Raw genomic sequence first — 25,617 nt, forward strand, 5'->3', positions numbered from 1 at the left:
CGTGCAAAAACAGGAATAGCCTTATGCTTACCAGCCAACGCAAGCGTCTTATCCTCGAACAACTCGCCCGTGAAGGACAGGTGCTGTCGAAAGCACTCAGCACGCAATTTGCGGTATCGGAAGACACCATTCGCCGTGACCTGCGTGAACTGGCGGCAGAGGGGGAATTACAGCGCGTCCACGGCGGGGCGCTCCCCGCGTCGGGAGCGACAGCCACCTTCGCCGAGCGCAAATCCCTGCGCCTGGATTCGAAAAAGCGGGTGGCACAGAAGGGGGCTGAACTTATCCTGCCAGGTCAGGTAGTGATTATTGATGGCGGGACGACGACGGCGGAGCTGATCACCTTCTTGCCGCCGGATTTGCATATCACCGTCGTAACCCATAGCCCGAGCATTGCCCTCGCGCTGGTGGAACATCCGTGCATCGATGTCATTCTGATTGGTGGAAAGCTCTTTAAACACTCGGTTGTCACTACCGGAACTGCCGCTATCGAAGGGATTTCCGCCATCCATGCGGATCTGTTTTTTATGGGGGTAACGGGAATACATGCCGAGGCGGGGCTGACCACCGGCGATTACGAAGAAGCCAGCGTCAAACGGGCATTCTCCCGCCGTGCGGCAGAGACCGTCGTGCTGGCATCCGCAGAAAAAATAAATGCGGCCTCTTCTTATGTCATCGGTGAGTTAGCGATGGTGAATACGATGGTGGTGGAAGAAGAGGCCGATGCCGGGCTAATCGCCGCGCTTGAAAAGGCCGGTGTCGTGGTGGTGAAGGCAGACTGAAACAGGGTTCATCACCCTTCTGCGACAGAAAGTGATGAGCCCTGTTAGCCGATACTATTTCCGGTTAGCGCGTGGGTGCATAAAAGGCAGCATCCTCTCAAGGGTATTATCGCGAACAATATAGTGATGGAACAGCGCGGCGGCGGCATGCAGGCCCACCAGGAAATAACCGGCGTTGGCGATCAATTCATGGACCGATTTCAGGCTGTGCTGAAGCTCCGGGTTTTTCGCCGCGGCGATGGGCATTTGCAGGCCCAAAAATGACCACTCCACCTGCCCGACATAGAGTGAAAGCACACCGAGCAGCGGCAAACTTAAAAACATCAGATAAAGCAAACCGTGTACGGCTTTGGCGGAGATGGTCTGCCAGCGCGGCGGCTGCGGAATAATGTCCGGATCATGATGGGTGAGTTTCAGACCAACACGCACCACCATTAATATCAGCACGCTTACCCCCGCTGTGTAATGGGTGAGAACCAGCAACGCACGCGGCGCGCTGCCCTTGCTGGTAAAGCCTTTTAATTCCATTGCTGCGTAGGCGATAACAATCATCAATAACACCAGCCAGTGCATGATGCGCTGGCTGCGAGCAAATATATTTTTCACCGGAATGTCCCTCATAGATAACGGTGAACCAGATATAAATAAACAACCTTAAGCCGACATTAATGGCACTGTCTCACAACAGATATTTTTTTGCTTATCTTTCTGTTTTTATTGTTTTTTATTCAATTTTAGCCCTAATGCTTTATCTGTAACAAAGCCCGACAATGAGGAGAATTGTGTACTTCATGGATTGTTGAGGCAGCAGTGAAGGTGTTTCTGCTGGCCCAAAATGCCATTGAACAATATATAATTTAATAATATATTAAAAAGTATATTGTGTACGGTTGTAGATAAAGGTAAGTCACCCGTGAAGACACCCGATAAACAACACATGTACGCTGCTGCCGCCAAAGCGGCAGGGGTGCTGAAATCGATGGCCAATGAAGACCGCCTGCTGTTGCTGTGCCACCTCAGCCAGGGCGAAGCGTCCGTGGGCGAGATAGAACAGGCGCTGGGCATTACGCAGCCGACACTCTCGCAACAACTGGGGGGGCTGCGTCGCCAGCAACTGGTGGAAACCCGGCGCGAAGGAAAGCAGATCTTCTACCGGGTCGCGGCACCGGATGTGCTGATATTGCTCAACACCCTTTACACACTCTATTGCCCGACACCGGAAAACGAGGAGGGGGAATGATGATTGACTGGACACATTTCACGCCGCTGGAAAGCGCCATCGGTGGGGTGGTGATTGGTGCGGCGGCATCAATGCTGATTCTGTTTTGCGGACGGGTCGCCGGGATCAGCGGCATCCTCGGCGGCGTGCTGTCGCGGGCAAATAACGACAAGGGCTGGCGAATAGCGTTTCTGCTCGGCATGGTGCTTTCCCCGGTGCTCTGGCGTCTGGTGGCGCCGCTACCCGCGGTTAGCATCACGACGTCCTGGCCGATGCTGGTCGTGGCCGGTCTTCTTGTCGGGGTGGGAACACGTTACGGTTCCGGCTGTACCAGCGGCCACGGTGTGTGCGGCCTGTCGCGTCTGTCGGTGCGTTCACTGGTCGCCACGCTGACCTTTATGGCCGCCGCGTTTATTACCGTGTGGCTGGTCGGTTTCTGGCGTGGCTGAGCGTAAAAGGAGTGCTCTGATGAACAAAGTTTTTGCCTTATTGTCGGGTCTGCTGTTTGGTATCGGGCTGATTGTCGGCGGTATGGCCAATCCGGCAAAAGTCATTGGTTTTCTGGATATCACCCGCGTGTGGGATCCCTCGCTGGCCTTTGTGATGGGTGGGGCCATTAGCGTTGGCTTCTTTGCCTTTCGCGCGGCGGCCAGACGCAAACGGCCACTCTGTGGCGATAAGATGCATCTGCCCACCTCCAGTCACATTGATAAACGTCTGGTGGGTGGGTCGCTGTTATTTGGCACTGGCTGGGGGCTGGCGGGTATCTGCCCCGGCCCCGGGCTGGTGCTGCTGGGGGCCGGTTTCACTCAGGGGCTAATCTTCGTGCTGGCCATGCTTGCCGGGATGCTGCTTTTTCAGGGGATTGAAGGGTACCGACACCGTTAGTCACAGGTTCGTCCCGCGCATCAGCGGGGACGAGCCTTTTCCGATCACTGAGCGACCCAACCGCCGTCCATATTCCATGCCGCGCCGCGAACCTGGGACGCGGCGTCACTGCATAAAAAGAGGGCCAGCGCGCCCAGTTGTTCCGGGGTGACAAACTCACCGGAGGGCTGCTTCTCGCCAAGCAGTGAATCGCGAGCCATGTCGGGGGCGATCCCGGAGGCAATGCGCTGGTCAATCTGCTGTTGTACGAGTGGTGTCAGCACCCAGCCGGGGCACAGGGCATTACAGGTAATGTTGGTCTGGGCATTTTCCAGGGCGATCACTTTCGTCAGGCCGACTACCGCGTGCTTGGCGGCGACATAGGCGGATTTCTCTTTCGAGGCCACCAGGCCATGCACCGAAGCAATATTGATAATGCGCCCCCAGTTGCGCTCTTTCATTCCCGGTAGCGCCAGGCGGCTGGTATGAAAGACCGACGACAGATTGATCGCCAGGATAGCGTTCCACTTTTCGACCGGGAACTGTTCGACAGGAGCGACATGCTGGATCCCGGCGTTATTGACCAGAATATCCACGCCGCCATACTCCCTTTCCGCATACTGCATCATGGCTTCAATTTGCGTCGGGTCGCTAAGATCCGCGTCGTGATAACCGGGCCTTGCCCCATAGCGAGCGACTTTCTCTTTGGCGCGATCTACCTCGCCAAAACCGTTGAGAATAAGCTCTGCGCCCGCTTCTGCCAGCGCGCAGGCGATCCCCAGACCAATGCCGCTGGTGGAGCCCGTTACCAGCGCGACTTTACCGTTCAGATGCATCTTGTTCTCCTTAAACAATACCGGTCATGTAGAACACGCCGATCACAAACAGGACCGCCAGACTTTTAATCAGGGTGATGGCGAAAATGCCGCCATACGCCTGTCGGTGTGATAAACCCGTAATGGCGAGCAGGGTGATAACCGCGCCATTATGCGGAAGGGTATCCATACCGCCGCTGGCCATTGATGCCACGCGGTGCAATACCTCCAGTGGAATGTGGGCCGCATGAGCGGCGGCAACGAACGTATCGGCCATGGCCGCCAGCGCGATACTCATCCCCCCGGACGCGGAGCCGGTGATCCCGGCCAGCACCGTAACGCTGATGGCTTCGTTCAACAGCGGATTGGGGATCGCCGCCAGTCCTTTGGACAACACCAGAAAGCCTGGCAGAGCGGCGATGACTGCGCCAAATCCATATTCAGATGCGGTGTTCATTGCCGCCAGAATGGCGCCACCCACGGCCGTTTTGCTGCCTTCTGCCAGCCGTCCGCGAATATTGCGAAAGCCGCAGATCACCACCATCAAAATGCCTGCGCACAGGGCCGCTTCCACCGCCCAGATAGCGTTAATTTTACCCACCTCGGTGACAATAGGTTTCGCCAGACCGGGGAGCGTCAGTTCATGCGTGGCGCCATACCAGACCGGGATCCAGCGGGTAAACAGCAAATTGAAGACACCCACCAGGATCAACGGCGCAATGGCGATAATCGGGTTGGGCAGGTTGATGTTATCCGGCGTTTCCGGCTCATTTTGTAAGTCGGTGCCGTAACCTTCATTATTGGCCTGCGCTTTGCGCCGCTGACGTTCGAGATAAAAAAGGCCGACCACAATAATAAATAGCGAACCGATCAAACCAAGCCAGGGAGCTGCCCATGCGTTGGTGCCGAAGAAACTGGTAGGGATGATGTTCTGAATCTGCGGCGTACCGGGCAGGGCATCCATCGTGAAGCTGAATGCGCCGAGTGCGATGGTGGCGGGGATAAGCCGTTTCGGAATGCCGCTCTGGCGGAACAGTTCAGCCGCAAATGGATAAACCGCAAACGCCACCACAAACAGGGAGACCCCGCCATAGGTCAGGAGCGCACACACCAGCACAATCACCGGGATGGCGTGGCGACGGCCTAATAACTGGATTGCTGCGGCGACAATCGAACGGGAAAAACCCGAAAGCTCGATCAGCTTGCCAAACACCGCGCCGAGTAAAAAAACCGGGAAGTAGAGTTTAACGAACCCGACCATCTTCTCCATAAACAGGCCGGTAAAAGCCGGGCCAACCGCGCCGGGATCGGTCAGAAGCACGGCGCCTAACGCGGCAATCGGGGCGAACAAAATGACGCTGTAGCCGCGATAAGCCGCGACCATCAGCAAGGCCAGTGCAGCCAGGGCAATTATTACGCTCATCATGACTCCTGAATCTTGTTTTTGTAGGGGACAGAACCGGTCATTAAGGCTTTAGGGCATGACGCAGTTGCCAGGCGCGTCGTTGTTGGATGCGTACGCGTCGCGCCTCATCCCAGTGATAAAATCCGTCTCCGCTACGCTCGCCGGTATCGCCGCGTTGCGTTTTTTCCTTGATCAGTTCGAGCATCGCATCGCCCTGGGCAAGCTCTGGTAGCAGGTGGCTATAGATGTCCAGTACGGTGTTAAGGCCGGTCATATCCGCCGCTTCCAGTGGGCCCACCATGGCATAGCGCCGACCAAGCGACGCACGCATCACCTGATCCACCACCCCGGCGCTGGCAATGCCGCTGTGGACGATGTGTAAGGCTTCCCGCAGCAGGGCAAACTGCAGGCGGTTGCCGATAAAACCGGGAGCGGCGCGGTCAAGCTTTACCGCCTCCAGTTCAAGGCGGCGTAAAAACTGATACACCGTCTCAACGTACTGCGGGTCGGTCTGGCTGCCGGGAACCACTTCGACCAGCGGAATAAAGTGGGGCGGGTTCCAGAAATGGGCGATCAGCAGACGCGAGGGATGCGCCAGTTTTGCCGCCAGCGCATCCGGTGGCAGGCCGCTGGTATTACTGGCAATGATCGCATCGGAGGCAATGCGTTTTTCCAGCTCGGCATAAAGCGCGTGTTTAAGTTCCAGGCGTTCAGGAATTGCCTCGATAAGCAGGCGGGCATCCGCAAGATCGTCAAGTGACGTTGTCACGTGAAGCCGCGCCAGCGTCGCCGGTTTGTCTGCGTCGCTGAATTGCCCGGCGTCCCGCAGTTCGCTAAGGATGGCGCTCGCGGCGCCTGCCACTTCTGCCAGACGAGCCGGGTCGGTATCGTAGATCAGAACGTCCTGATGAAAGCGGGCGAAATGGGTGGCAATGCCGATCCCCATCAGGCCTGCGCCGATGACCACGGTCTGCTGCATGCTGTTCTCCTTCATCGGGCCACCGCCAGCGCGACGCCCTGACCGCCGCCGACGCAAAGCGTCGCCAGCCCTTTATGTGCATCACGGCGCTGCATTTCATGCAGGAGCGTGACCAGAATGCGACAGCCCGACGCGCCAATCGGATGACCGAGGGCGATCGCGCCGCCATTCACATTGACGCGCTCGCTGTTCCAGCCCAGTTCGTCGCCGACGGCCAGCGCCTGGACGGCAAAAGCTTCGTTAGCTTCTATCAGATCAAGGTCGTTGATATCCCAGCCTGCGCGTTTCAGGGCCGCACGCGTTGCCGGAACCGGGCCAAGCCCCATTACCGCCGGATCAACACCCGCCACCGCATAGCCGGCAATGTGGGCCATTGGGGTAAGGTTAAGCTCGCGGGCTTTCTCCGCACTCATCACCAGCACTGCTGCGGCACCGTCGTTGAGTGATGACGCGTTGCCCGCCGTCACCGTTCCGCCATCCGGACGAAACGCCGGGCGCAGACGGTTTAATAATTCCAGCGAGGTTTCCGGGCGCGGCGGCTCATCCTGGCTGACCACAAGCGGCTCTTTTTTGCCGCGCGGAACGCTAACGGGTGTGATTTCCGCGCTGAATCGCCCGGCCTCACGGGCAGCGACCGCTTTTTGCTGTGAGGTAAGGGCAAAGGCATCCTGACGCGCACGGTTAATCGCGTATTTTTCTGCGAGGTTTTCCGCCGTAATGCCCATGTGATAGTCGTTGAACGCATCCCACAAACCGTCGTGAATCACGCTATCAAGCATATTGCTATGACCAAGGCGTAACCCGGCGCGCGCGCCGTCCAGCAGATAGGGCGCGTTACTCATACTTTCCTGACCGCCAGCGATCACAATGTGCGCATCGCCGCTGCGGATCGCCTGCACCGCCTGCAACACCGCTTTGAGCCCGGAGCCGCAAACCTGGTTGATGGTCACCGCAGGTGTGGTCACCGGGATCCCTGCATGCAACGCCGTCTGACGCGCCGGGTTTTGCCCGCAGCCCGCACTTAACACTTGGCCAAAAATCACCTCGTCTACCTGATCGGGAAGAATTCCGCTCTTTTCCAGCAACGCTTTCACCACGACGACGCCAAGCTCAACCGCCGGGAGTGGGGCCAGCGCGCCATGAAAATTACCGGTGGGTGTGCGGGTTGCTGCGACAATTACCACGTCCTGCATCTGTTCGCTCCTCATTGAAAACGCATCTCGGGGACCACATCAGGCACGATGAGGCGCCCGGCAGTTTTGCTGACGATCTCGTCAACGCTGACGCCCGGCGCGCGCTCTTTAAGCACGAACGCCCCATTTTCAATTTCCAGATAGGCCAGGTCAGTGAGAACGCGGCGAATGCAGTTCGCCCCGGTCAGCGGAAGGGTGCAGTGATCCAACAGTTTGGACTCACCGCTTTTTGAGGCATGGGTCATCACCACGATAATGTTTTCCGCGCCCGCCACCAGATCCATCGCGCCGCCCATGCCTTTCACCATTTTGCCGGGGATCATCCACGAGGCGATATTGCCGTCGACATCCACTTCAAAAGCGCCAAGAACGGTTAAATCCACGTGGCCGCCACGGATCATGGCGAAGGACTGCGCCGAGTCGAAAATGGCCGCGCCGGGTCTGGCGGTCACCGTCTGTTTTCCGGCATTGATCATGTCGGCATCTAACTCAGCTTCGGTGGGAAACGCCCCCATACCGAGCAAGCCGTTTTCGGATTGCAGCATCACATCAACGCCAGGCTGGACGAAGTTCGCTACCAGTGTTGGGATACCAATACCCAGATTGACGTAGTAGCCATCACGCAGTTCGCGCGCCACGCGCTGCGCCATCTGTTCACGTGTCAACATACCGGCTCCTTATGCGCGCAGCGTGCGCTGTTCAATACGTTTTTCGAATCGGCCCTGAATCAGGCGATCCACATAGATTCCGGGGGTGTGAATGGCGGCGGGGTCGAGTTCACCTGGCGGCACAATCTCTTCCACCTCCACTACGGTTATTTTTCCGGCGGTGGCCATCAGCGGGTTGAAATTTTGCGCCGTGTGGCGATAGATGACATTGCCGTACCAGTCGGCCTTCCAGCCTTTAACAATGGCGAAATCGCCGGTAATGGCCCCTTCCAGAATGTACGGGCGACCGGCGAATTCACGCACCTCTTTGCCCTCGGCGACAGGGGTGCCATAACCGGTGGCGGTGAAAAAAGCCGGAATACCGGCACCGCCAGCGCGGATCTTCTCGGCCAGGCTACCCTGCGGCGTCAGTTCCACTTCAAGCTCCCCTTTGATCACCAGCTCTTCAAAAAGGGCGTTTTCGCCAACGTAAGAGGCGATGACTTTACGGACCTGGCGGCTTTCCAGCAGGACGCCAAGGCCAAAGCCATCGACACCGCAGTTATTGGAAACCACCGTCAGGCCGTGTACATCGCGGCGGCGGATTTCGGCGATGAGATTTTCCGGAATACCGCACAGGCCAAAGCCGCCAGCCAGTACCGTCATGTTGTTGCTAAGCCCTTCGAGCGCCTCTTGATAACTTGCGACGCGTTTATCCAGTCCAGCCATTCGCTTGCCCCTGTGTTGTCCTTTTGCGGCATCATCCGGGGCGCAAAATGATTTGTTAATTTTGATTTTGTGACGGATTGATTTGCTTTTCTTATTAATCTTTTGTTAATTAATCTTTTTCAATAAGTTAATGAAATGATAAATGAGAATGACCATCAAACAGTTACGCGCGTTTTTAGCGGTAGCTCACACTCTTAACTTCGCCCATGCGAGCGAAAAGCTGAATATGTCGCAACCGGCCCTGAGTCTGGCGATTCGCGGGCTGGAAGAGGTTCTGGGGGGCGCATTGCTGACGCGGACCACGCGGCGGGTCACCCTTACGCCGGAAGGCGAGGCGCTTTTCCCGATGGCGCGCCAGCTTATAGCCGATTGCGATAACGCCGAAGAGGCGCTGCGTCAGCGTTTTACGTTACAGAGAGGCAAGGTGTCGGTTGCCGCGATGCCATCTTTCGCTGCCAATGCGCTCCCCCCTGTGCTTAAGGCGTTTCGCGATCGCTATGCGGGCATTAACGTGACGGTGCACGATGTCATTAACGAACAGGTTATCGAAATGATAAGCGACGGGCGGGTGGAGATGGGGATCGCCTTTGAGCCGGAGCCCGCGTCCAGCCTGCACTTTACGCCGCTGGCCATGGATCGCTTTCTGGCCGTGGTGCCGCGCGACTGTCCGCTGGCACAAAAGGAGCAGGTTAGCTGGCGTGAACTGCTCAAGCTCGATTTTATTACGCTACAACGGCCTTCAGCGGTACGCATCATGCTTGAAGAGAGACTGGCCCGCAGTGGGCATAAGCTGGAAGTGGCCTTTGAAAGTCATCAACTGGTGACGGTCGGTCGTATGGTGGCTAGTGGTCTTGGCGCAAGCGCGGTGCCTGCGTTGTGCGAAAAACAGATGATCGAACTGGGGGCGGTGTGTGTACCCTTGATAAACCCGGTGATCGAACGGCGCGTGGGGATTCTTCGCCTCGACCATGCGCAGCTTTCCACGGCGGCGCAGGCGCTGCTCAATACGCTTCGCGCCGCTTACAACGTCATCTGATCAGCGGAATGTGCGGTGCGGCGTCGGCAGGTAAATGGCCTGTCAGGCGCGGGTCGGCCTGTACTTCAACCTGAAAAGCGTAGGGGACAAAGCCTGAGCGGATATAAAAACTGAGCGCCGACGGGTGGTCAAAGGTACAGGTGTGTACCCAGAAACGTTCGATGGGTTTCGCAAAAGCGCGTTCTGTCGCTCTGCTCATAACGGCGCGGCCCAGCCCTTTGCCGGTTGTGCCCTCTACCAGCCCCAAAAACACCAGTTCACATTGACCGGGTTCACTAAAATCCAGCTCAAGCATACCGATATCCTCTGCGCCGTCGCGAATAACCCAGGCTTCAACGTTCGGGTCGTTCAGGATAGCGGTCAGTTTGTCATCGGCCATATAGAGACGGGAAAACCACAGCCATTTAGCGCCAATCTTGCGAAACAGCGCGCGGTAGGCGACCAAATCCACATTAACCAGCGGCGCCAGGGTGATGCCCTCGGGCAGAGGTAAGGTTTCCTGCTGCGGTTTGGAACGCATTTCGAGACAGGTGACGACCGATGCCACATGTCCCGGCGGGACATCAGAATAGCCTAATGCGATGGAGGTGCTTGCAGTGCTCATTTATTTTCCTTAATTGCAGGTGCGTGCTCTCAGTTATTTCAAGACAGACTACATCTTTCATACGGATTTTAATATAATTGCATGAAATCGCGGCTTTTTATTTTAGTTAAGGTCAGGAATGAAACTCACAAGAGCAGTAATAATTGCTTTTAGTCTTCTCCTTTTGCAAGGTTGTGACACCCAGGAAACGAAAGTTAAAAAATTATTAAAGTGTGGTTTAGCCGTTGATGAATTAGGTAATGAACATGCACAGGATAATTATAAAAAGAACAGTATGCTGTTTTTCGGCACAACCCCGCCTGCACTAAGCCACAACGAGATGGTTAAAATTGGCGATAAGGCAAGAGAAGAGCTGTGGATGGATAGCAGAAACAGTCGCGGCACGGTACAAAAATTACTCGAAGTCTACGGCGAAAAATATTGCGTTGAGCTGCATCAGGAACCGAACGATAAGAATATCAAAATGCTAAGGCACCTGATGTGATGTGACATCGCTGGCGCGACATACGGGTTTTGAAGCGACAGAAACAAATATGCTCGCTGATGGTGCAAATTAGCTATGAAAAGGGGGGTTTTTCTCTACATGAGTTGTCGTCAGGGTTGGTATCGTTGAAAGCTAATCTGAAGGCAATGAGCTGGTTATCGCGAGGGTGTATGATTATTAAAGGGCTGCAACAACGTTCGAAATGTAAGATATGTGACGGAAACGCTCAATTGCACGGTGTGCTTGATTTCAACACCTCTTGTTTGAGCACATTACCTGATCATGCCGTACTTCCGCTCACCGGCGTGCCCATTTATTACCATCGCTGCGAAAACTGCGGATTAATTTATACCCATGCTTTCGATGACTGGACATTTGATGATTTTAAAACGCATATCTATAACGATGAATATGTGCTGCATGATCCAGATTTTACAGGTGCCCGCTCGAAAAGTAATCTTGAATTAATTATGTCCAATTTTGAAGCGATTAAAGAGTGGCGTGTTCTGGATTACGGCGGTGGCGATGGGCAGCTTGCGCAATTGTTATGTGCAGAGGGTGTGGATGCTGTTGGCTGGGATCCGTTCCACCTTAATAACCATCTCCCGACAGGTAAATTTGAACTGATTGTTTGTTTTGAGGTGTTTGAACATACGCCCACGCCCGTTGAGACGCTTATGGCTGCCTGCGATTATTTGAAAGAAAACGAAGGGGCGATATTTTTCTCCACACTGGTCAATGACTCAACCACCCGTGAGGGAATGAACCATTGGTATATTGCGCCACGAAATGGACATATCACCATTCACACCAAGCAATCACTGGACATCTTATTCAGGAAAGTCGGGCTGGAGGTGATACATTTCAGCGACAGCTTTCATATGGGATATAATCCGGCAGGGATCGGCAATTAATATCCTGGCGGGTGTGCAGTAATGGCACCCGCCAGAATGTGATTAATTACCCCAGCGACGTTTCAGATAATTGACCGCCTGCTGGGTTTGCGGCTGGTTCAGATAATCCTCGCGGAACAGAATCGTGCCTTTTATTTGCGGCGTCGACTCATTCAAATCGAGCTGTTTTTTCAGTTCCGGCACACCGCCATTGACCGTCCAGTCCGGCTCATTCTTTGACGGTTCGCCCACCTTATACAGCGCAACGCCAATATACAGGCGGGTTTTGGTCGGTTTTACAACGTCCGCCCACCATTTCGCCAGCACATCATAACGCGCCGCGTCACGGGCAAACGGCCAGTACAACTGCGGGGCGATGTAGTCCAGCAATCCTTGCTGGACCCAGCGGCGGGTATCAGCGAAAGACTCATCATAGGCAGCGGCACCTCGCGTATCGGAACCTGCCGGGTCGAAAGAGCGGTTACGCCATACCCCGGCAGGGCTGACGCCAAACTCAACATCCGGGTTAATCTGTTTGATGGTACGCGAAACCTGTTCAATCAACTGCTGCGTATTATGCCGTCGCCAGTCGGCCTTCGACGCAAATCCCTGACCATATTTTCTGAACGTCTCGCCGTCATTAAGCGCAGAACCCGCCGTCTCGGTATAGAAGTAGTCATCGAACTGCACGCCATCGACCGGATAACGGCTGACAACCTCCGCCACGATGCTGGTTATCCAGTCCCGCGCATCCGGAATACCAGGATCCAGAACAAACCGGTCACCCGCCGTACGCACCCAGTCGCGATGCAGGACAAAGACGCTGGAAGGATGCAGCGGCAGGGTTGAATTCAGCGCGGCCACCGTTGAGGGTTTAATATTGGTGGATACACGGTAAGGGTTAAACCAGGCGTGTACCCGCATACCGCGCTTGTGTGCTTCATCGAGCATAAATTGCAGCGGATCGTAGCCCGGATCCTGACCAATTTTCCCCGTGAGGGTATCGGACCAGGGCAGAATTTTTGACGGCCACAGCGCCGTGCCATCCGGTTTTACCTGGAAAAAGACGGTATTGATGCCAAGGCTTTTGAGCTTATCCAGTTTTACCCGCATGGCTTGCTGCTGCTGATCAATACGGCTTTGCGCACTGCCTACGCCATTCACCGAGGCAAGCGGCGGCCAGTCAAGACGGGAAACCGTTGCCAGCCAGATCCCACGCACCGGCTCGTTGTTTTGCAAACTTTTATCCGCGATGGGATGTTTAGCGACCGGCGGAAGCGGGGTAACGAGCGAGACGGGTGGCTTAGAGGCACAACTGGCGAGTAACAGCGCCGTTGCCATAAACACACTGGCTTTTTTGATTTTCGTTAATGGAAACAAACGACGTGAGCGGTTAATGGGATACTCCAGTATTTCAGGTTGTCGCCTGGAGGCACATTTTCGGCTTATTACGGGGTAAGTCAATGCGTTAAAGCGTATTGCGCACACGCGCAGAGCGGCTGACCAATGTTGCTCTGCCAGTGGTAACGACAACTTGCAGGGCTTAATGCATGACAGGATCGGGCAAATTCTGCCTTAATACGCAGAAAAATAGTCTTTTTTTGGGCCGCCTGTCGCTTTTAACGGCTTCGGTTATGCTTAGAAATGTATTCGTATCTTTCCTGGAAAAGCCCAAGGAAAAGCGCCAATGAAAACGCGAATAAGAAAACTAAAAAACCGATATCCGTTGCACATCCAGATAACCGTTCTTTTTACACTACTCATTGTTTCAATTGGCAGCATTATCATTCTTTTCAACCATAGCCGGCTGACAAAGCTTGCGGAAGTCAGCACACATCAACGCTACCAACAAACGGGTAAAGCGATGGCGGCGGAACTGAATTCGCTGACACGCACAATGGCGAGTTCGGTCAATATGCTGGCGAAGATGCCTGTCGCTGATGCCATGACAGAACCACAGCGCATGGCGCAGTTGAGTAGCTTCATCACGATCCTGCAACAGAATGATTACGCCAGCTCCGTCTACAGCGCCTGGGACAACGGAGACTTTTTTATTCTTCGTCGCTTAACGAACCAAAATCGGGCGTTATTTAAAAGCCCGGCTAACGCCCAATGGCTGGTACAAAATTACCGATTTGAGGCAAATCCTCCCGAGAAAAAAGCGTTTTATTTAGACAGTGCGCAAAACATTATTTCATCGGCCACTGTGCCCTATGATAATTACGATCCCCGCACCCGGAAATGGTATACGCTCGCCCACGACGAAAAAGGACTGATTACCTCACCCAACTATATTTTTAAAGCCACAGGCGAAACCGGTTTTACCTACAGTCAGCGGGCTGATAATCAGCATGCGGTGATGGGTCTCGATGTATCTCTCGCTTTACTATCCGCCTTTTTGCAACAACAAGGGCTACCGCCTGGCAGCCAGGCCGCCATCTTGTCAGAGTCCGGTGAGATTATTGCCAGCCTGCCAACAGGTGAGGTTGGTAATAACGGCGGTATGAAAATGGATAACTTGCCGGTATTACAATCATTACTGGCACATGACGATGCCAGGCACAGTCGTATTTTCACTGTTGGAAACGAAGACTGGTATGGCTCAGTGGTTAACATTCACAGTTCGGGAAATGACTACCGACTGGTGATTGCCACCCCGGCGGCTTTTTTGACGGCCGATGCCAGTGCAATCAGCGATCGTTCTACGTTGATCGCTTTCCTGTTACTCCTCCTCAGCCTGCCGGTTATCTGGTATTTCTCGCGCAAAATCTCTCATCCGTTACTCAGACTGCGTGAAGATGCGGAGGAGATAAGCCAGTTAAATTTTGAGGCCGAAGAGCGTCCTGGTGGCCGCTCGATCATCGAAGAGATAGATGACTTGCATACTGCGATGGCAAAAATGAAACAGACGCTGATCAAATTTATTTCGATGGGCAGTATGCTGACCGTTAAGAATAATTTTACCCAGCAGATGCAGGGACTACTGACCGAAACGACGGAAATCGCTGACATGACCGGCGGAATGGTTTTTCTTTCCAATCAGGATGCGAATGTGTTCACGCCCGCCGCGTTTCGTTGGCGCGAGGAAAACATCGATTTCTCGGACATTCAACCGCTCGCCGTTGACCATGAACACTACGCCAGGTTCTGGCAATTACTACAGGGGCAGACGGTAAGCGGCATGTTGACCCGTGAAAATATCCCCCCGTCACTGATGGCGTTTCTTTTACCGCATCTCCCGGTGCGTTATGTCGCCGTACCGATGCAAACCCACGATAATCACCCCATGGGTTTCCTGCTGCTGTTTAATACCGATGTGCTGAGCGATAAACAGGAAAATGCAAAAATTCAGTTGATTAATTCGCTGGTCGGCATGCTTTCGGTGGCGATCGAAGCGCAACATCTTTTGGCAGAACAGAAGAAACTGCTCAATGCCTTTATTAAACTGATCGCCGGGGCGATTGATGAGAAAAGCCCCTATACCGGTGGCCATTGCCAGCGCGTCCCGGTTATCACAAAAATGCTGGCAAAAGCCGCCGTAGAAGCACAAGACGGGCCTTTCGCCAGCTTTACGCTTTCCGCAAATGAGTGGGACGAATTACATACCGCCTGCTGGCTGCATGATTGCGGGAAGATCACCACCCCGGAAGTTGTCGTGGATAAAGCCACCAAGCTTGAGCAGATCTACAACCGGATCCATGAAATCCGCATGCGCTTTGAACTGCTTAAACGGGAAGAAGAAATTGAGTTCTTGCGCCATCATCGGGAGAATGCGGATGCGCAGGCGCAGGCGCTGGACGCGACACTGCGCCAGCTTGATGACGATTTCTACTTTATTGCCCGCTGTAATATTGGCAGCGAGTTTCTCTCTGATGATGCACTGGCACGTATTAATAAGATTGCCAACTACCGCTGGACGCGCACACTCGACGATACGGTAGGCATTTCACAAGACGAGTTGATGCGTAAACAACGTCAGCCCGCCGCGACGTTACCCGTACAGGAGCCGATGCTCGCAGATAAAGAAGAGCACATCGTCTACCGCACCGATGTCAGTAAAGAGGCTGACAGATATCACTTCAAACTGAAAAAACCGCTGCACCAGTATAACTATGGCGAAATTTATAATTTGCGTATCCGGCGCGGCACGTTGAATGAGGAAGAGCGCTACAAAATCAATGAACACATTATGCAGACCATTATCATGCTGGATAATCTGCCATTCCCACGCACAATGGCCAATGTGCCGATGATTGCGGGTGGGGGTAGACGGCAAAGGCTATCCATATCAACTTAATGATTCTCAGATGAGTATGCAGGTCAAAATGCTGGCGATTGCCGATGTTTTCGAAGCATTAACGGCCATTGACCGACCGTACAAACCGGGGAAATTGCTCTCTGAAGCGCTGGGTATCATGGTCAGTATGGTCAATGAACATCACCTGGACCGGGAGCTGTTTATCCTCTTCCTGCAATCGGGCGTCTGGCTTGATTATGCTCAAACCTATCTGGATCCCGAGAAAACGGACAACGTGAATGTTTCGGCGCTGGTGGCAAAACTTAAGCCGCAGCACGTTGAAGGGGTAACGCCAGAAACCAGCCCGGCTTAAATACCGTAGGTCGCTGACCCGAAGCGAGCAGGGTATGCGCTCGCTTCGGGTTGCGCAGTCTTATTCAAATAAACTGCGATGAAGCGCTTTTACCGCGCTGTCTGAGGAGGCGGCCGGCAGCAGGAAACAGAGCGTATGATCGGACGCACCGTGGCAAATCATCCGCACGTGATGTTTTTCCAGCTCAGTGAATACATCTTTGCAGACACCTGACGCCTGAGTCAGGTCGTTACCGATGAGCGTCACCAGGTCCAGACCGGTTTCCAGCTCAACGCGACAGCGGGACGAGAGTTCGGTCAACAACGAGGTGGTCAATGAATCTGCATCACCGGAGGTTGCGCCCGATGCGTTGAGGATCAGCGCAATGCTGGTTTCTGAGGTGGTGACCAAATCAATCACCGTATTATGTCGCGACAGCACCGCAAACATCTCAGCTAAAAAAACGCAGGCCGGTTGGGTATTCAGACTGTGCAATTTCAGCAGCGTCTGTTTACGACGCACGGCCAGCGCCCGGTAGCGGGGTGGGTTATCCGCATGGCAACACACCAGAGTGCCGCCCGCCGACGGGTTTTTACTGGAGCCCACAAAGACCGGTATATTTTTGCGCATCGCAGGCAGCATAGTGGCCGGATGCAGCACTTTGGCGCCATAGGCCGCCATTTCGCTGGCCTCAGAAAATGAGACGTTATCCATGCGCTGCGCCTGGGGAACAATGCGGGGATCGGTGGTGTAAATCCCGGCAACATCGGTCCAGATATCCACACGTGCGGCGTGTAATGCCTCGCCAAACAGTGACGCGCTGTAATCGCTACCGCCGCGACCCAGCGTTGTCGTATGTCCCTTCGCATCACTGCCAATAAAGCCCTGAGTGATCACCAGCGCCTGTTCAAGACGCGGGCGTAGCTGTTTTTCCGCCAGTTCTGCGATTGCCCCAGGCACCGGTTCTGCACAGCCGAAACAGTCATTTGTGCGAATCACTTTGCGGGCATCGAACCACTGTGTTTCAACGCCGCGTTCGCGCAACACTTCAACAAACAGCAGGCTGGACATCAGCTCGCCGTGGCTGACTAACGCGTCGTTCAACGCCGTTGAACTGACGCTGGCCGCTTCTTCGGCAAGACGGCTGATGTTTTCGAGCAGATGGTCGATTTCCTGACTGATAGCGGTTGGCTGGCTCAGGCGGGAAATAATGTTGTACTGGATGGCGCGTAGCGTTTCGATTTTGTCCGTGCGTTCACCACTCTCCAGGCCAGCGGAAAGCTCCACTAACAGATTGGTGACGCCAGCAGAGGCGGACAATACAACCAGACGAACATCTTGATCGGCAAGGACGATGGAGGCACTACGGTTCATCGCGTCAAAATCAGCAACACTGGTGCCGCCAAATTTCGCAACAACGATTTGTGGATAAATGCGAGTCATAACAATCTCATATCAGGGCGCCATATAAGGAATGGCATGAAAATTTTCATTCTCGGCATAAGGGAAGCGGGCTGCGTGAAGGGGAGATACCCGTTACGTCAGCGGCTTACGCCTTACGAAATGTCCGCCCGCGAACATTTCTGGTTACAACCCAGGATGTTGCTCCCGTTGTCGATAACATGTTTGCCTGTAACGCGTTACCGGGGTGTTACTTATTTATGACTTAAATTATTAATTCCTTTTGCAATACGCGTTTCTTCTTTGTCGCGCAGGGTAAGCTTGCGAGAAAACGTCACGTTTTCTCGTTAGTTTTAACAAACGAAATCGTCGCTTTTACCCGCTATCGCGACGTGCTGGATTTTTATCGCGGGCATAGTAAGTGATTTAACCCGCCGGATCGATAATTTCCTTACGCTTTATGGCAAAGAAGTAAAAAAAATAATAATGCACTCAACTGCTTCCATCATCATTAACTTTAAATGACAGCAAAGCCAGAATAAATAACCATAATATAGGTTAAGGCGGCGTTGTTATCATGATGTTGTACATAAAACAGGCATTACTCACTAAGTAACAGAATTAGTTACAAATTATGATGCCTGCATTAAAGCCAGTTGCGTTGTTTCTCATTGATTTCAAATAAAAAAAGCTTAAACGGGTGTGGAAAATAAAATATTGAGTCCGTTGCTAAAAAAACATATATTAGCCGCGTTTTTTACACCCCCCCTTAAACATTAATTCAACCCGGCGTTAAACATACCCGCGGTTGTAGGAGTGATATGATGACGGATAAAGTCCGTATTGATACTTTGAGTGCTAATTCATTACCGCAAAGCAATGAAACCTTTTTAGCAAGACAAGCTGAGTTTGAATCCAATGTCCGCAGCTATCCGCGCAAATTGCCTTTAGCGATTGCCAAAGCACAGGGCGTTTGGATCACTGATGTGGAGGGCAATCAATATCTTGACTGCCTCGCAGGTGCCGGGACGATGGCGCTTGGTCATAACCATCCTGAAGTGCTTCAGAGCATCCAAAGTGTCATTACCAGTGGCTTACCGTTACATACGCTCGACCTGACCACGCCGTTGAAAGATGAGTTTTCATCTTATCTTCTGTCGCTGTTGCCGGGTCAGGGTAAAGAGTACTGCCTGCAATTTACCGGTCCTTCCGGCGCTGACGCCGTTGAAGCCGCACTGAAACTGGCGAAAAAGGTCACTGGCCGTTCTGGCGTGATCAGCTTCTCCGGTGGTTACCATGGCATGACCCATGGCGCGCTCTCCGTGACGGGTAACCTGTCACCGAAAGAAGCCGTCAACGGTATGATGCCAGAAGTCCAGTTTATGCCGTATCCGAACCAGTACCGCTGCCCGCTGGGTATCGGTGGTGAAGCCGGTGTCAAAGCGCTGACCTACTACTTCGATAACCTGATTAACGACGTCGAAAGCGGTGTGCGTAAGCCTGCTGCTGTGATCCTGGAAGCCGTACAAGGCGAGGGCGGTGTTAACCCGGCCCCGGCTGAGTGGCTGCAGCGGATCCGTAAAGTGACCCAGGAACACGGCATCATGCTGATTATCGACGAAGTGCAGGCTGGTTTTGCCCGTACCGGTAAGTTGTTCGCCTTTGAACACGCGGGCATTGAGCCTGACATTATTGTCATGTCCAAAGCTGTGGGTGGCGGTCTGCCGCTGGCTGTACTGGGTATCAAAAAACAGTTTGACGCATGGGCTCCGGGTCACCACACCGGGACGTTCCGTGGCAACCAGTTGGCAATGGCTACCGGCCTGACCACGCTGAAAATCCTCAAAGACGATCGCATTGCCGATAAAGTCGCTGTGCAGGGCGAGTGGCTGAAAGGCAAACTGGCCGAGCTGCAGCAACGTTACCCGGTTATCGGTCACATTCGCGGTCTGGGTTTGATGATCGGTATCGAGATCGTGAAGCCGAACGAAGCGCAGGATCACATGGGTTGCTACCCGGCTGATGGCGAACTGTCTGCGCTGCTGCAGAAAGAGTGCTTCAAAGCGGGTCTGATTCTGGAGCGCGGTGGCCGTAACGGTTGTGTACTGCGTCTGCTGCCTTCGCTGCTGATCAGCAATGCAGAACTGGAAATCTTCCTGGATAAATTTGAAACCGCGTTGCTGAACGCTGGCGTTAAGCCTGTTTAATCGGAGTTGTCGATCGCATGTCTGATATTAATCCGATTCTGTCAGGTTCTGAGCAGAGCATTGCTGCCTATCAGGACGCCATTGAGCAAAGCACGAAAGCCGTTGTGCAATGGTTACAGCAACCTGAGATGTATCAGGGCAAGACCGTCGAGCAGCTCCGCGAGCGCATCAAGTTAGAGTTCAACTCTCAGGGCCTGGGTAACCAGGCCGCTATTGAGCGCGCCGTGGAGTACTTCCTCAAAGACAGTCTGTCCGTGCACCACCCGCAGTGCGTAGCGCATCTGCACTGCCCGAGTCTGGTGATTAGCCAGGCGGCGGAAGTGCTGATTAACGCCACAAACCAGAGTATGGACTCCTGGGATCAAAGCCCGTCAGCCACCATCATGGAAGTGAAGCTGGTTGAATGGCTGCGTGAGCAGGTCGGTTTCGGGGCGGGCGACGCGGGTGTGTTCACCAGCGGCGGGACGCAGAGTAACCTGATGGGCCTGATGCTGGCGCGTGATGCATTCTTCGCGCGTCAGGGTCACTCTGTTCAGCAGAACGGCTTAACGGGCGATCTCAGCAAGCTTAAAGTGTTCTGTTCTGAAAATGCGCACTTCTCTGTGCAGAAGAATATGGCGCTGATGGGGCTGGGCTACCGTTCTGTCACGCTGGTAAAAACGGACGAATTCTCACGCATGGACGTGAGCGATCTGTCTGAGAAACTGGCGCAGGCGAAAGCCAACGGTGAGCAGGTGATGGCGATTGTCGCAACCGCCGGCACCACCGATGCGGGCGCTATCGATCCGCTGGCCGATATCGCAGCACTGGCGGCAAAAGAAGGGATCTGGGTTCACGTCGATGCAGCCTGGGGCGGCGCACTGCTGCTGTCCGAGAAGTATCGTCATTACCTGAACGGTCTTGAGTTAGTGGATTCCGTGACACTGGATTTCCACAAACAGTTCTTCCAGACCATCAGTTGCGGCGCATTCTTGCTCAAAGATGCCCGTCACTATCAACTGATGCGTTACCAGGCGGCTTACCTGAACTCCGACTTTGACGAAGAGCACGGTGTTCCGAACCTGGTATCGAAGTCTTTACAGACCACCCGTCGTTTTGACGCCCTGAAATTGTGGATGGGCCTTGAAGCACTGGGTCAGAAGAAATATGCCGAAATCATCGATAACGGTGTAACGCTGGCGCAGGATGTGGCCGCCTGGGTTCTTGAACAGCCGCAACTGGAACTGGTAATGAAACCGCAACTGGCGAGCGTGCTGTTCCGCTTCCGTCCGGCGCAGGGTGATATGGCATTTGTTGCCCTGTTGAACCAGCGTATCGGCGATGCGCTGCTGGCTTCTGGCGCGGCGAACGTGGGTGTAACCGAAGCAGATGGCATCACCTGCCTGAAACTGACGTTGCTGAACCCGACCGTCAACCTGCAGGACGTTAAAGTGCTGCTGGAAAGCGTGAAAGCGTGCGGTCAGCAACTGCTGAACGCCTGATTTAGCCCCTGAGCCTGTAAAAACCGACAGCAGAGATGCTGTCGGTTTTTTGTCTATAGAAAACCCCCAGCTAGGCTGGGGGTTCCGGAAAGCTTTCAGCTTTAAGCCAGTTATTAAAACCCCTTTTGATTTGTTAAAACAGCTTGCGGTCTGGCAACTGCAAAAGTTCAACAAGAAATCAAAAGGGGGTCCCGATGGGGGACGAAAAGAGCTTAGCGCACACCCGCTGGAACTGTAAATATCACATAGTTTTTGCGCCGAAATACCGAAGACAGGCGTTCTACGGAGAGAAACGTCTGGCGATAGGCAGCATTTTAAGAAAGCTGTGTGAGTGGAAAAACGTACGGATCCTGGAAGCTGAATGCTGTGCAGATCATATCCATATGCTTGTGGAAATCCCGCCCAAAATGAGCGTATCCGGCTTTATGGGATATCTGAAAGGGAAAAGCAGTCTGATGCTTTATGAGCAGTTCGGAGATCTGAAATTCAAATACAGGAACAGGGAGTTCTGGTGTCGGGGATACTACGTGGATACGGTAGGGAAGAACACAGCGAAGATACAGGAATACATAAAGCACCAGCTTGAGGAGGATAAAATGGGTGAGCAGTTGTCGATCCCTTATCCGGGCAGCCCGTTTACGGGCCGTAAGTAAGGAAGTTTGATGCAAATGTCAGATCGTATGCGCCTGTTAGGGCGCGGCTGGTAACAGAGCCTTACAGGCGCATCTGAAAAACCTCCGGCTATGCCGGAGGATATTTATTTTATGCCTGCTCAGTTGCGCCCGTTCACCGGCACATTCAGATCTGGCCCGATATAGCGACCGCGCGGGCGAATCACCTTACAGGTGTTGATTTGCTCCATCGCATGCGCCAGCAACCCGACGCTGCGGGCGATGGAGAAAAGCGCAAAGGCCGCATCGCCCTGTAGCCGGTAACGTGTTACCAGAGCGGCCAGCACCGCATCAATGTTGGGATAAAGCCCGGTCAGGGTCGTGACCTTTTCGATAAATTTGGCGATCTCTTGCGGCGGCTCGAACTCTTCCAGCAGGGCAACCGCGCGCGGGTCGCCATCGGGATACAGATGGTGGCCGAAGCCCGGGATCGGCAGCGCCGAGGAGAGATAACGGTTAACCACCTGTTCGGCACTGGAACGCTCGACCTCATCTAACAGCGCTTTCACGCGCGGGGTGGCATCGCCATGCAGCGGGCCGGTAAAGGTCGCCAGCCCGGTCAGCAGACAGGCGGGTAACGATGCGCCGTTAGAGGCGGCAATACGCGTGGCGAACGCGGAGCTGGTCAGCTCATGATCGGCAAGCAACACCATCGCTTTGCGCAGGAGATCCGCCACATCCTTTTCTTTTCCCCAGCCCTTTGCGAGACGCTGATGAATCAGCAAAGAGGGGGTATTTTCGGCACCAAATGTCGAGGCCAGATGGCCGACCAGGTTTGCCGCTTCTGCATGCAGTACGCGTGGCGTGCGCGCATGGGTGGAGTGGCCCGTGGCGGTTGACGTTGCCAGCGCGACAAACGCATGCGTGCGATCCGGCGGATAGGGCGGGTAATCACGCGCCTGAACGGAAAACGCGTCCAGGCTTTCTGCGTCCCATAGCAGGCGGGCGGTCTCTTCCAGCGTCGCCTCTTTAGCAAAGTTGATCACATCTTTTCCCCGGTAAAACAGACGACCACGGGCAAACGTCGAGATAGCTGTCGGAATACTGGGTTCGGTGCCAAAAAGGGTATTTGCGGCGAGCGTTTCCCGTTTCCGGCCTTGCTGCTTCTTCTGTTTCAGCTTCTGTATATTCTCGGCGCTGTACAGGCTGCGGCGTATGTTGTGTGGATCCGGATGGGAGGCAATCAATCCACGGCTAACGTATGCATAGATGGTTTGCGCACGCACGCCGAGAAAGTCCTGAACCTCCTCCAGCGTAAGCCATGGCGCTACTTTAGTCTTGGGTTCCATCATTGAGCCTGATCACCACTGAACCGAATCAATAAACTTTATATTTCAGTCGTTGTTCAATCAATGTTGATTAACATAATCAACTGATAGCCAGGTCGCAAAATGGTGAGATATTGGTGATGACGTGACATAAAGCGAGGAAATAAATACTCTGCCGCTTCGTTTTCTCATTGCATGGCATTTTGAGATACCTGAATAAGGATGTTGTCAACGAAGAGATGCAATCTATCACTCACTCGTCACACTCCTGAGTTCTGATGACAGATATTTATATTGATTAATTTAATCAAGATTGATCCTGACAAGACCTTATTCTACCGTCAAATAAGTACTCAATGATAAAAACGACAAAATGAATGACGGTAAATATAAAGCATTAATTATAACGACTACTGAACATTTTCGTCGGCAAGAACACTTACCCATAATTATTACCTCTCTGAAATTGCAGGGCGGTAAATAAAAGAACACCTACAAATCCATGAAGGACAAAAATATGAACCATGTGCAACAACAAGAGCTTGCAGAGGCAGCAAGAGAGGCCGACATAGCAACACCGCGAAAGGCAACACGCATTCGATATTACATGCTGGGCCTTATTTTGTTTGCGACAATCCTTAATTTTGTCGACAGGTCGTGTATTGGTATTCTGGCCCCGTTTATCAGTAAAGATCTGACTCTCGATAAAGTTCAGATGGGACAGATATTCGCGGCATTTGGCCTGACATATGCCTTTGCGCTTATCCCCGGTGGTATTATTGCCGACGTGCTAGGCTCCCGTATTGCTTACGCTTTTTCGCTGATTACCTGGTCGCTGGCGACCATGACGCAAGGGCTGGCAAGCGGATTTAATATGCTGTTCGGTTCACGACTGGCGATTGGGGCCCTTGAAGCACCGGCTTTTCCCTCTAATGCACGCGCGGTCACCATGTGGTTTCCGACCAGCGAAAGGGGATTTGCGACCAGCGTATATGTTATGGGGCAATACATCGGTACCCCCTTATTCACCGGTCTGATTTTATGGATGGCGAATGGTTTTGGCTGGCGTTCAGCCTTTTATCTGACCGGTGGTGCTGGCGTACTTTTCGGTATTCTGTGGTACTTCTGGTACCGCGATCCGCTCAATCATCGCTCGGCAAATGCGGCGGAACTGAAGCATATTCGTGAGGGCGGCGGCCTTGTCGGTAAAAAAGAGCGTGACCGTTTTGACTGGAAAAATGCGCTGCGCTTGTTGAAACACCGTCAAATTCTGGCGATTTGCCTGGGTAAATTCTGCAATAATGCCATCCTGGTATTTTTCACCACCTGGTTTATGACTTATCTCGTCGAAGAGCGTCAGATGACGATGATTAAGGTGGGGATTTTCCAGGCGTTGCCATTTCTCGGCGCAACCGCAGGGATTCTGTTAGCGGGTTTCTTCTCTGATTATTTCATTCGCCGTGGTTATTCTATGTCAGCAGCGCGCAAGGCGCCGTTGATCATCGGTACGCTGCTGGGGTCTTCTATTTTATTGGTTAATTTCGTCACCTCGAATGAGTTGATTATCGCTATTTTAACCGTCTCTTTCTTTGCGCAGGGGGTAGGGTCGTCGTCCTGGGCTGCCGTGTCGGAAATTGCGCCACGGCAATATATTGGGTTAACCAGCAGCATCACCAGCCTTGCCGCTAATATTGCTGGCGTCACCACGCCGATCATGATTGGTTATATTCTGCATGCGACGGGCCAGTTCTTTTGGGCGCTCAATATGATGGGGATTATGTGTTTGATTGGCGCATTCGCCTATTCATTCCTTCTCGGACCATTATCCCGAATTGAAATGGATTAACGCCATTAGCGGAATAACACGTTAAATACCACAGCGATTGTATACTGATTTATCCAGCCTGCGTCGTTAAAGATTCACAATGTCATGGGGCCAGGCTGGAATTATTACGAGGGAGAGAGAAGTGATTAAGTTTAAATGGGACCATTTACAACTGCGCAGCCCGGACCCGGAATTGACCGCGTCATGGTTTGAGCGTTGCCTCGATGCCGAAATTATCCGTAAGCCAGGCAAAGTGGATATTCGCCTTGCCGGAATCGATATCTTTATCGCGCCAGTGACTGAAGGTGATGGCGTTGCGCCAGCGCCACTGCCGCCATACCAGGGGCTGGACCATTTTGGCCTGACGGTCGACAACCTCGATGACGTGGCCGCCGAATTAAAAAAACGCGGCGTGGTATTTACTCAGGAACCAAAAACGCTTCGTCCCGGTGTGCGCGGGTGCTTTATTCGCGGACCGCAAAATATCGCCATTGAAATACTTGAAAGAGACCTGCCATAAAT

General features: G+C 53.4%; 23 protein-coding genes and 1 pseudogene. 13 read left to right on the top strand and 11 right to left on the bottom strand.

The annotated features are described in order from the left end of the window. The first annotated feature begins 23 nt into the window (after positions 1-23). Complete coding sequence (locus tag MRY16398_RS14405) at positions 24-782, top strand: DeoR/GlpR family DNA-binding transcription regulator (RefSeq protein ID WP_125124663.1); 759 nt, start codon at positions 24-26, stop codon at positions 780-782. 54 nt (positions 783-836) lie between these two features. On the opposite strand, the gene MRY16398_RS14410 is transcribed toward MRY16398_RS14405, so the two are convergent. Continuing rightward, entirely contained in the window at positions 837-1,388 is a 552-nt protein-coding gene (locus MRY16398_RS14410; RefSeq protein ID WP_125124664.1) for a cytochrome b, read from the bottom strand. A 331-nt stretch (positions 1,389-1,719) separates the two neighbouring features. On the opposite strand from MRY16398_RS14410, the gene MRY16398_RS14415 reads away from it, so the two are divergent. Genes MRY16398_RS14415 through MRY16398_RS14425 form a run of 3 tightly spaced genes read left to right on the top strand, consistent with a single transcriptional unit; the run spans position 1,720 to position 2,889 of the window. After that, entirely contained in the window at positions 1,720-2,022 is a 303-nt protein-coding gene (locus MRY16398_RS14415) for an ArsR/SmtB family transcription factor (protein ID WP_125125675.1), read from the top strand. Then, on the top strand, positions 2,019-2,450 hold the full coding sequence (locus tag MRY16398_RS14420) for a YeeE/YedE family protein (protein WP_125124665.1): 432 nt from the start codon (positions 2,019-2,021) through the stop codon (positions 2,448-2,450). The genes MRY16398_RS14415 and MRY16398_RS14420 overlap by 4 nt, the downstream gene beginning before the upstream one ends. 19 nt (positions 2,451-2,469) lie before the next feature. Next, positions 2,470-2,889 (top strand): YeeE/YedE family protein, encoded by a 420-nt coding sequence (locus tag MRY16398_RS14425; RefSeq protein ID WP_079497403.1) that lies wholly within the window; start codon positions 2,470-2,472, stop codon positions 2,887-2,889. Between the two features lie 44 nt (positions 2,890-2,933). Here MRY16398_RS14425 and MRY16398_RS14430 read toward each other — a convergent pair whose 3' ends face one another. From MRY16398_RS14430 to MRY16398_RS14455, 6 genes are read right to left on the bottom strand one after another with little or no spacing between them, the layout of a single operon-like run. Beyond that, positions 2,934-3,704: a 3-hydroxybutyrate dehydrogenase gene (locus MRY16398_RS14430; protein ID WP_125124666.1), complete on the bottom strand. Its 771-nt coding sequence runs from the start codon at positions 3,702-3,704 to the stop codon at positions 2,934-2,936. A gap of 10 nt (positions 3,705-3,714) precedes the next feature. Continuing rightward, positions 3,715-5,109, bottom strand: a complete 1,395-nt coding sequence (locus MRY16398_RS14435) for a GntP family permease (RefSeq protein ID WP_172600656.1) — start codon at positions 5,107-5,109, stop codon at positions 3,715-3,717. 40 nt (positions 5,110-5,149) lie between these two features. Continuing rightward, complete coding sequence (locus MRY16398_RS14440) at positions 5,150-6,067, bottom strand: 3-hydroxyacyl-CoA dehydrogenase family protein (RefSeq protein WP_125124667.1); 918 nt, start codon at positions 6,065-6,067, stop codon at positions 5,150-5,152. Positions 6,068-6,078: 11 nt separating this feature from the next. Then, on the bottom strand, positions 6,079-7,260 hold the full coding sequence (locus MRY16398_RS14445; protein WP_125124668.1) for an acetyl-CoA C-acetyltransferase: 1,182 nt from the start codon (positions 7,258-7,260) through the stop codon (positions 6,079-6,081). An 11-nt stretch (positions 7,261-7,271) separates the two neighbouring features. Next, the gene (locus MRY16398_RS14450; RefSeq protein WP_125124669.1) at positions 7,272-7,928 is read right to left on the bottom strand and encodes a CoA transferase subunit B; all 657 of its coding nucleotides are present in this window, start codon (positions 7,926-7,928) and stop codon (positions 7,272-7,274) included. A 9-nt stretch (positions 7,929-7,937) separates the two neighbouring features. Further along, positions 7,938-8,636, bottom strand: a complete 699-nt coding sequence (locus MRY16398_RS14455; RefSeq protein ID WP_039078996.1) for a CoA transferase subunit A — start codon at positions 8,634-8,636, stop codon at positions 7,938-7,940. 142 nt (positions 8,637-8,778) lie between these two features. On the opposite strand from MRY16398_RS14455, the gene MRY16398_RS14460 reads away from it, so the two are divergent. Beyond that, positions 8,779-9,672: a LysR family transcriptional regulator gene (locus MRY16398_RS14460; RefSeq protein WP_039078997.1), complete on the top strand. Its 894-nt coding sequence runs from the start codon at positions 8,779-8,781 to the stop codon at positions 9,670-9,672. Here MRY16398_RS14460 and MRY16398_RS14465 read toward each other — a convergent pair. Beyond that, positions 9,665-10,276 (bottom strand): GNAT family N-acetyltransferase, encoded by a 612-nt coding sequence (locus MRY16398_RS14465; RefSeq protein WP_125124670.1) that lies wholly within the window; start codon positions 10,274-10,276, stop codon positions 9,665-9,667. The two genes, MRY16398_RS14460 and MRY16398_RS14465, sit on opposite strands and share 8 nt — an antisense overlap. 118 nt (positions 10,277-10,394) lie before the next feature. Between MRY16398_RS14465 and MRY16398_RS14470 the strand changes: the two genes are divergently transcribed. Further along, positions 10,395-10,760, top strand: a complete 366-nt coding sequence (locus tag MRY16398_RS14470; RefSeq protein ID WP_039078999.1) for a hypothetical protein — start codon at positions 10,395-10,397, stop codon at positions 10,758-10,760. Positions 10,761-10,930: 170 nt separating this feature from the next. Continuing rightward, entirely contained in the window at positions 10,931-11,674 is a 744-nt protein-coding gene (locus MRY16398_RS14475) for a class I SAM-dependent methyltransferase (protein WP_039079000.1), read from the top strand. 42 nt (positions 11,675-11,716) lie between these two features. Here MRY16398_RS14475 and MRY16398_RS14480 read toward each other — a convergent pair whose 3' ends face one another. Further along, a complete protein-coding gene (locus tag MRY16398_RS14480) occupies positions 11,717-12,994 on the bottom strand; it encodes a glycoside hydrolase family 10 protein (protein ID WP_107222798.1) in 1,278 nt (425 codons plus the stop codon). Between the two features lie 346 nt (positions 12,995-13,340). Between MRY16398_RS14480 and MRY16398_RS14485 the strand changes: the two are divergent. Then, a pseudogene (locus tag MRY16398_RS14485) lies at positions 13,341-16,263 on the top strand (HD domain-containing phosphohydrolase). Between the two features lie 60 nt (positions 16,264-16,323). On the opposite strand, the gene lysC reads toward MRY16398_RS14485, so the two are convergent. Next, on the bottom strand, positions 16,324-17,685 hold the full coding sequence (lysC, locus tag MRY16398_RS14490) for a lysine-sensitive aspartokinase 3 (protein ID WP_039079002.1): 1,362 nt from the start codon (positions 17,683-17,685) through the stop codon (positions 16,324-16,326). 779 nt (positions 17,686-18,464) lie between these two features. On the opposite strand from lysC, the gene MRY16398_RS14495 reads away from it, so the two are divergent. The 3 genes from MRY16398_RS14495 to tnpA all read left to right on the top strand — a co-directional run bounded on the left by MRY16398_RS14495 (position 18,465) and on the right by tnpA (position 21,984). Further along, positions 18,465-19,850, top strand: a complete 1,386-nt coding sequence (locus MRY16398_RS14495) for a diaminobutyrate--2-oxoglutarate transaminase (RefSeq protein ID WP_039079003.1) — start codon at positions 18,465-18,467, stop codon at positions 19,848-19,850. A 17-nt stretch (positions 19,851-19,867) separates the two neighbouring features. Then, the gene (locus MRY16398_RS14500) at positions 19,868-21,331 is read left to right on the top strand and encodes a pyridoxal phosphate-dependent decarboxylase family protein (protein ID WP_039079004.1); all 1,464 of its coding nucleotides are present in this window, start codon (positions 19,868-19,870) and stop codon (positions 21,329-21,331) included. Between the two features lie 194 nt (positions 21,332-21,525). Further along, the gene (tnpA, locus tag MRY16398_RS14510; RefSeq protein ID WP_038918153.1) at positions 21,526-21,984 is read left to right on the top strand and encodes an IS200/IS605 family transposase; all 459 of its coding nucleotides are present in this window, start codon (positions 21,526-21,528) and stop codon (positions 21,982-21,984) included. A 119-nt stretch (positions 21,985-22,103) separates the two neighbouring features. Here the strand turns inward: tnpA and MRY16398_RS14520 are convergent, their stop codons facing one another. Then, positions 22,104-23,294 (bottom strand): citrate synthase family protein, encoded by a 1,191-nt coding sequence (locus tag MRY16398_RS14520; protein WP_197718611.1) that lies wholly within the window; start codon positions 23,292-23,294, stop codon positions 22,104-22,106. 493 nt (positions 23,295-23,787) lie between these two features. Here MRY16398_RS14520 and MRY16398_RS14525 point away from each other — a divergent pair, with 493 nt between their 5' ends. Continuing rightward, positions 23,788-25,116 (top strand): MFS transporter, encoded by a 1,329-nt coding sequence (locus tag MRY16398_RS14525; protein ID WP_039079006.1) that lies wholly within the window; start codon positions 23,788-23,790, stop codon positions 25,114-25,116. 121 nt (positions 25,117-25,237) lie between these two features. Continuing rightward, positions 25,238-25,615: a VOC family protein gene (locus MRY16398_RS14530; RefSeq protein ID WP_108701294.1), complete on the top strand. Its 378-nt coding sequence runs from the start codon at positions 25,238-25,240 to the stop codon at positions 25,613-25,615. Positions 25,616-25,617 lie beyond the last annotated feature (2 nt).

Source organism: Phytobacter sp. MRY16-398 (assembly GCF_003925915.1).
In the GTDB taxonomy this organism is placed as follows: Bacteria; Pseudomonadota; Gammaproteobacteria; order Enterobacterales; family Enterobacteriaceae; genus Phytobacter; species Phytobacter diazotrophicus.

Bases quoted from the DNA above. Each gene is read 5' to 3' on its own strand.
- MRY16398_RS14450 (WP_125124669.1), bottom strand. From the start codon at position 7,928: ATGTTGACACGTGAACAGATGGCGCAGCGCGTGGCGCGCGAACTGCGT.
- tnpA (WP_038918153.1), top strand. From the start codon at position 21,526: ATGGGGGACGAAAAGAGCTTAGCGCACACCCGCTGGAACTGTAAATAT.
- MRY16398_RS14470 (WP_039078999.1), top strand. From the start codon at position 10,395: ATGAAACTCACAAGAGCAGTAATAATTGCTTTTAGTCTTCTCCTTTTG.
- lysC (WP_039079002.1), bottom strand. From the start codon at position 17,685: ATGACTCGCATTTATCCACAAATCGTTGTTGCGAAATTTGGCGGCACC.
- MRY16398_RS14460 (WP_039078997.1), top strand. From the start codon at position 8,779: ATGAGAATGACCATCAAACAGTTACGCGCGTTTTTAGCGGTAGCTCAC.
- MRY16398_RS14495 (WP_039079003.1), top strand. From the start codon at position 18,465: ATGATGACGGATAAAGTCCGTATTGATACTTTGAGTGCTAATTCATTA.
- MRY16398_RS14455 (WP_039078996.1), bottom strand. From the start codon at position 8,636: ATGGCTGGACTGGATAAACGCGTCGCAAGTTATCAAGAGGCGCTCGAA.
- MRY16398_RS14480 (WP_107222798.1), bottom strand. From the start codon at position 12,994: ATGGCAACGGCGCTGTTACTCGCCAGTTGTGCCTCTAAGCCACCCGTC.
- MRY16398_RS14445 (WP_125124668.1), bottom strand. From the start codon at position 7,260: ATGCAGGACGTGGTAATTGTCGCAGCAACCCGCACACCCACCGGTAAT.
- MRY16398_RS14415 (WP_125125675.1), top strand. From the start codon at position 1,720: ATGTACGCTGCTGCCGCCAAAGCGGCAGGGGTGCTGAAATCGATGGCC.
- MRY16398_RS14500 (WP_039079004.1), top strand. From the start codon at position 19,868: ATGTCTGATATTAATCCGATTCTGTCAGGTTCTGAGCAGAGCATTGCT.
- MRY16398_RS14420 (WP_125124665.1), top strand. From the start codon at position 2,019: ATGATGATTGACTGGACACATTTCACGCCGCTGGAAAGCGCCATCGGT.
- MRY16398_RS14475 (WP_039079000.1), top strand. From the start codon at position 10,931: ATGATTATTAAAGGGCTGCAACAACGTTCGAAATGTAAGATATGTGAC.
- MRY16398_RS14520 (WP_197718611.1), bottom strand. From the start codon at position 23,294: ATGATGGAACCCAAGACTAAAGTAGCGCCATGGCTTACGCTGGAGGAG.
- MRY16398_RS14525 (WP_039079006.1), top strand. From the start codon at position 23,788: ATGAACCATGTGCAACAACAAGAGCTTGCAGAGGCAGCAAGAGAGGCC.
- MRY16398_RS14405 (WP_125124663.1), top strand. From the start codon at position 24: ATGCTTACCAGCCAACGCAAGCGTCTTATCCTCGAACAACTCGCCCGT.
- MRY16398_RS14425 (WP_079497403.1), top strand. From the start codon at position 2,470: ATGAACAAAGTTTTTGCCTTATTGTCGGGTCTGCTGTTTGGTATCGGG.
- MRY16398_RS14440 (WP_125124667.1), bottom strand. From the start codon at position 6,067: ATGCAGCAGACCGTGGTCATCGGCGCAGGCCTGATGGGGATCGGCATT.
- MRY16398_RS14465 (WP_125124670.1), bottom strand. From the start codon at position 10,276: ATGAGCACTGCAAGCACCTCCATCGCATTAGGCTATTCTGATGTCCCG.
- MRY16398_RS14435 (WP_172600656.1), bottom strand. From the start codon at position 5,109: ATGATGAGCGTAATAATTGCCCTGGCTGCACTGGCCTTGCTGATGGTC.
- MRY16398_RS14430 (WP_125124666.1), bottom strand. From the start codon at position 3,704: ATGCATCTGAACGGTAAAGTCGCGCTGGTAACGGGCTCCACCAGCGGC.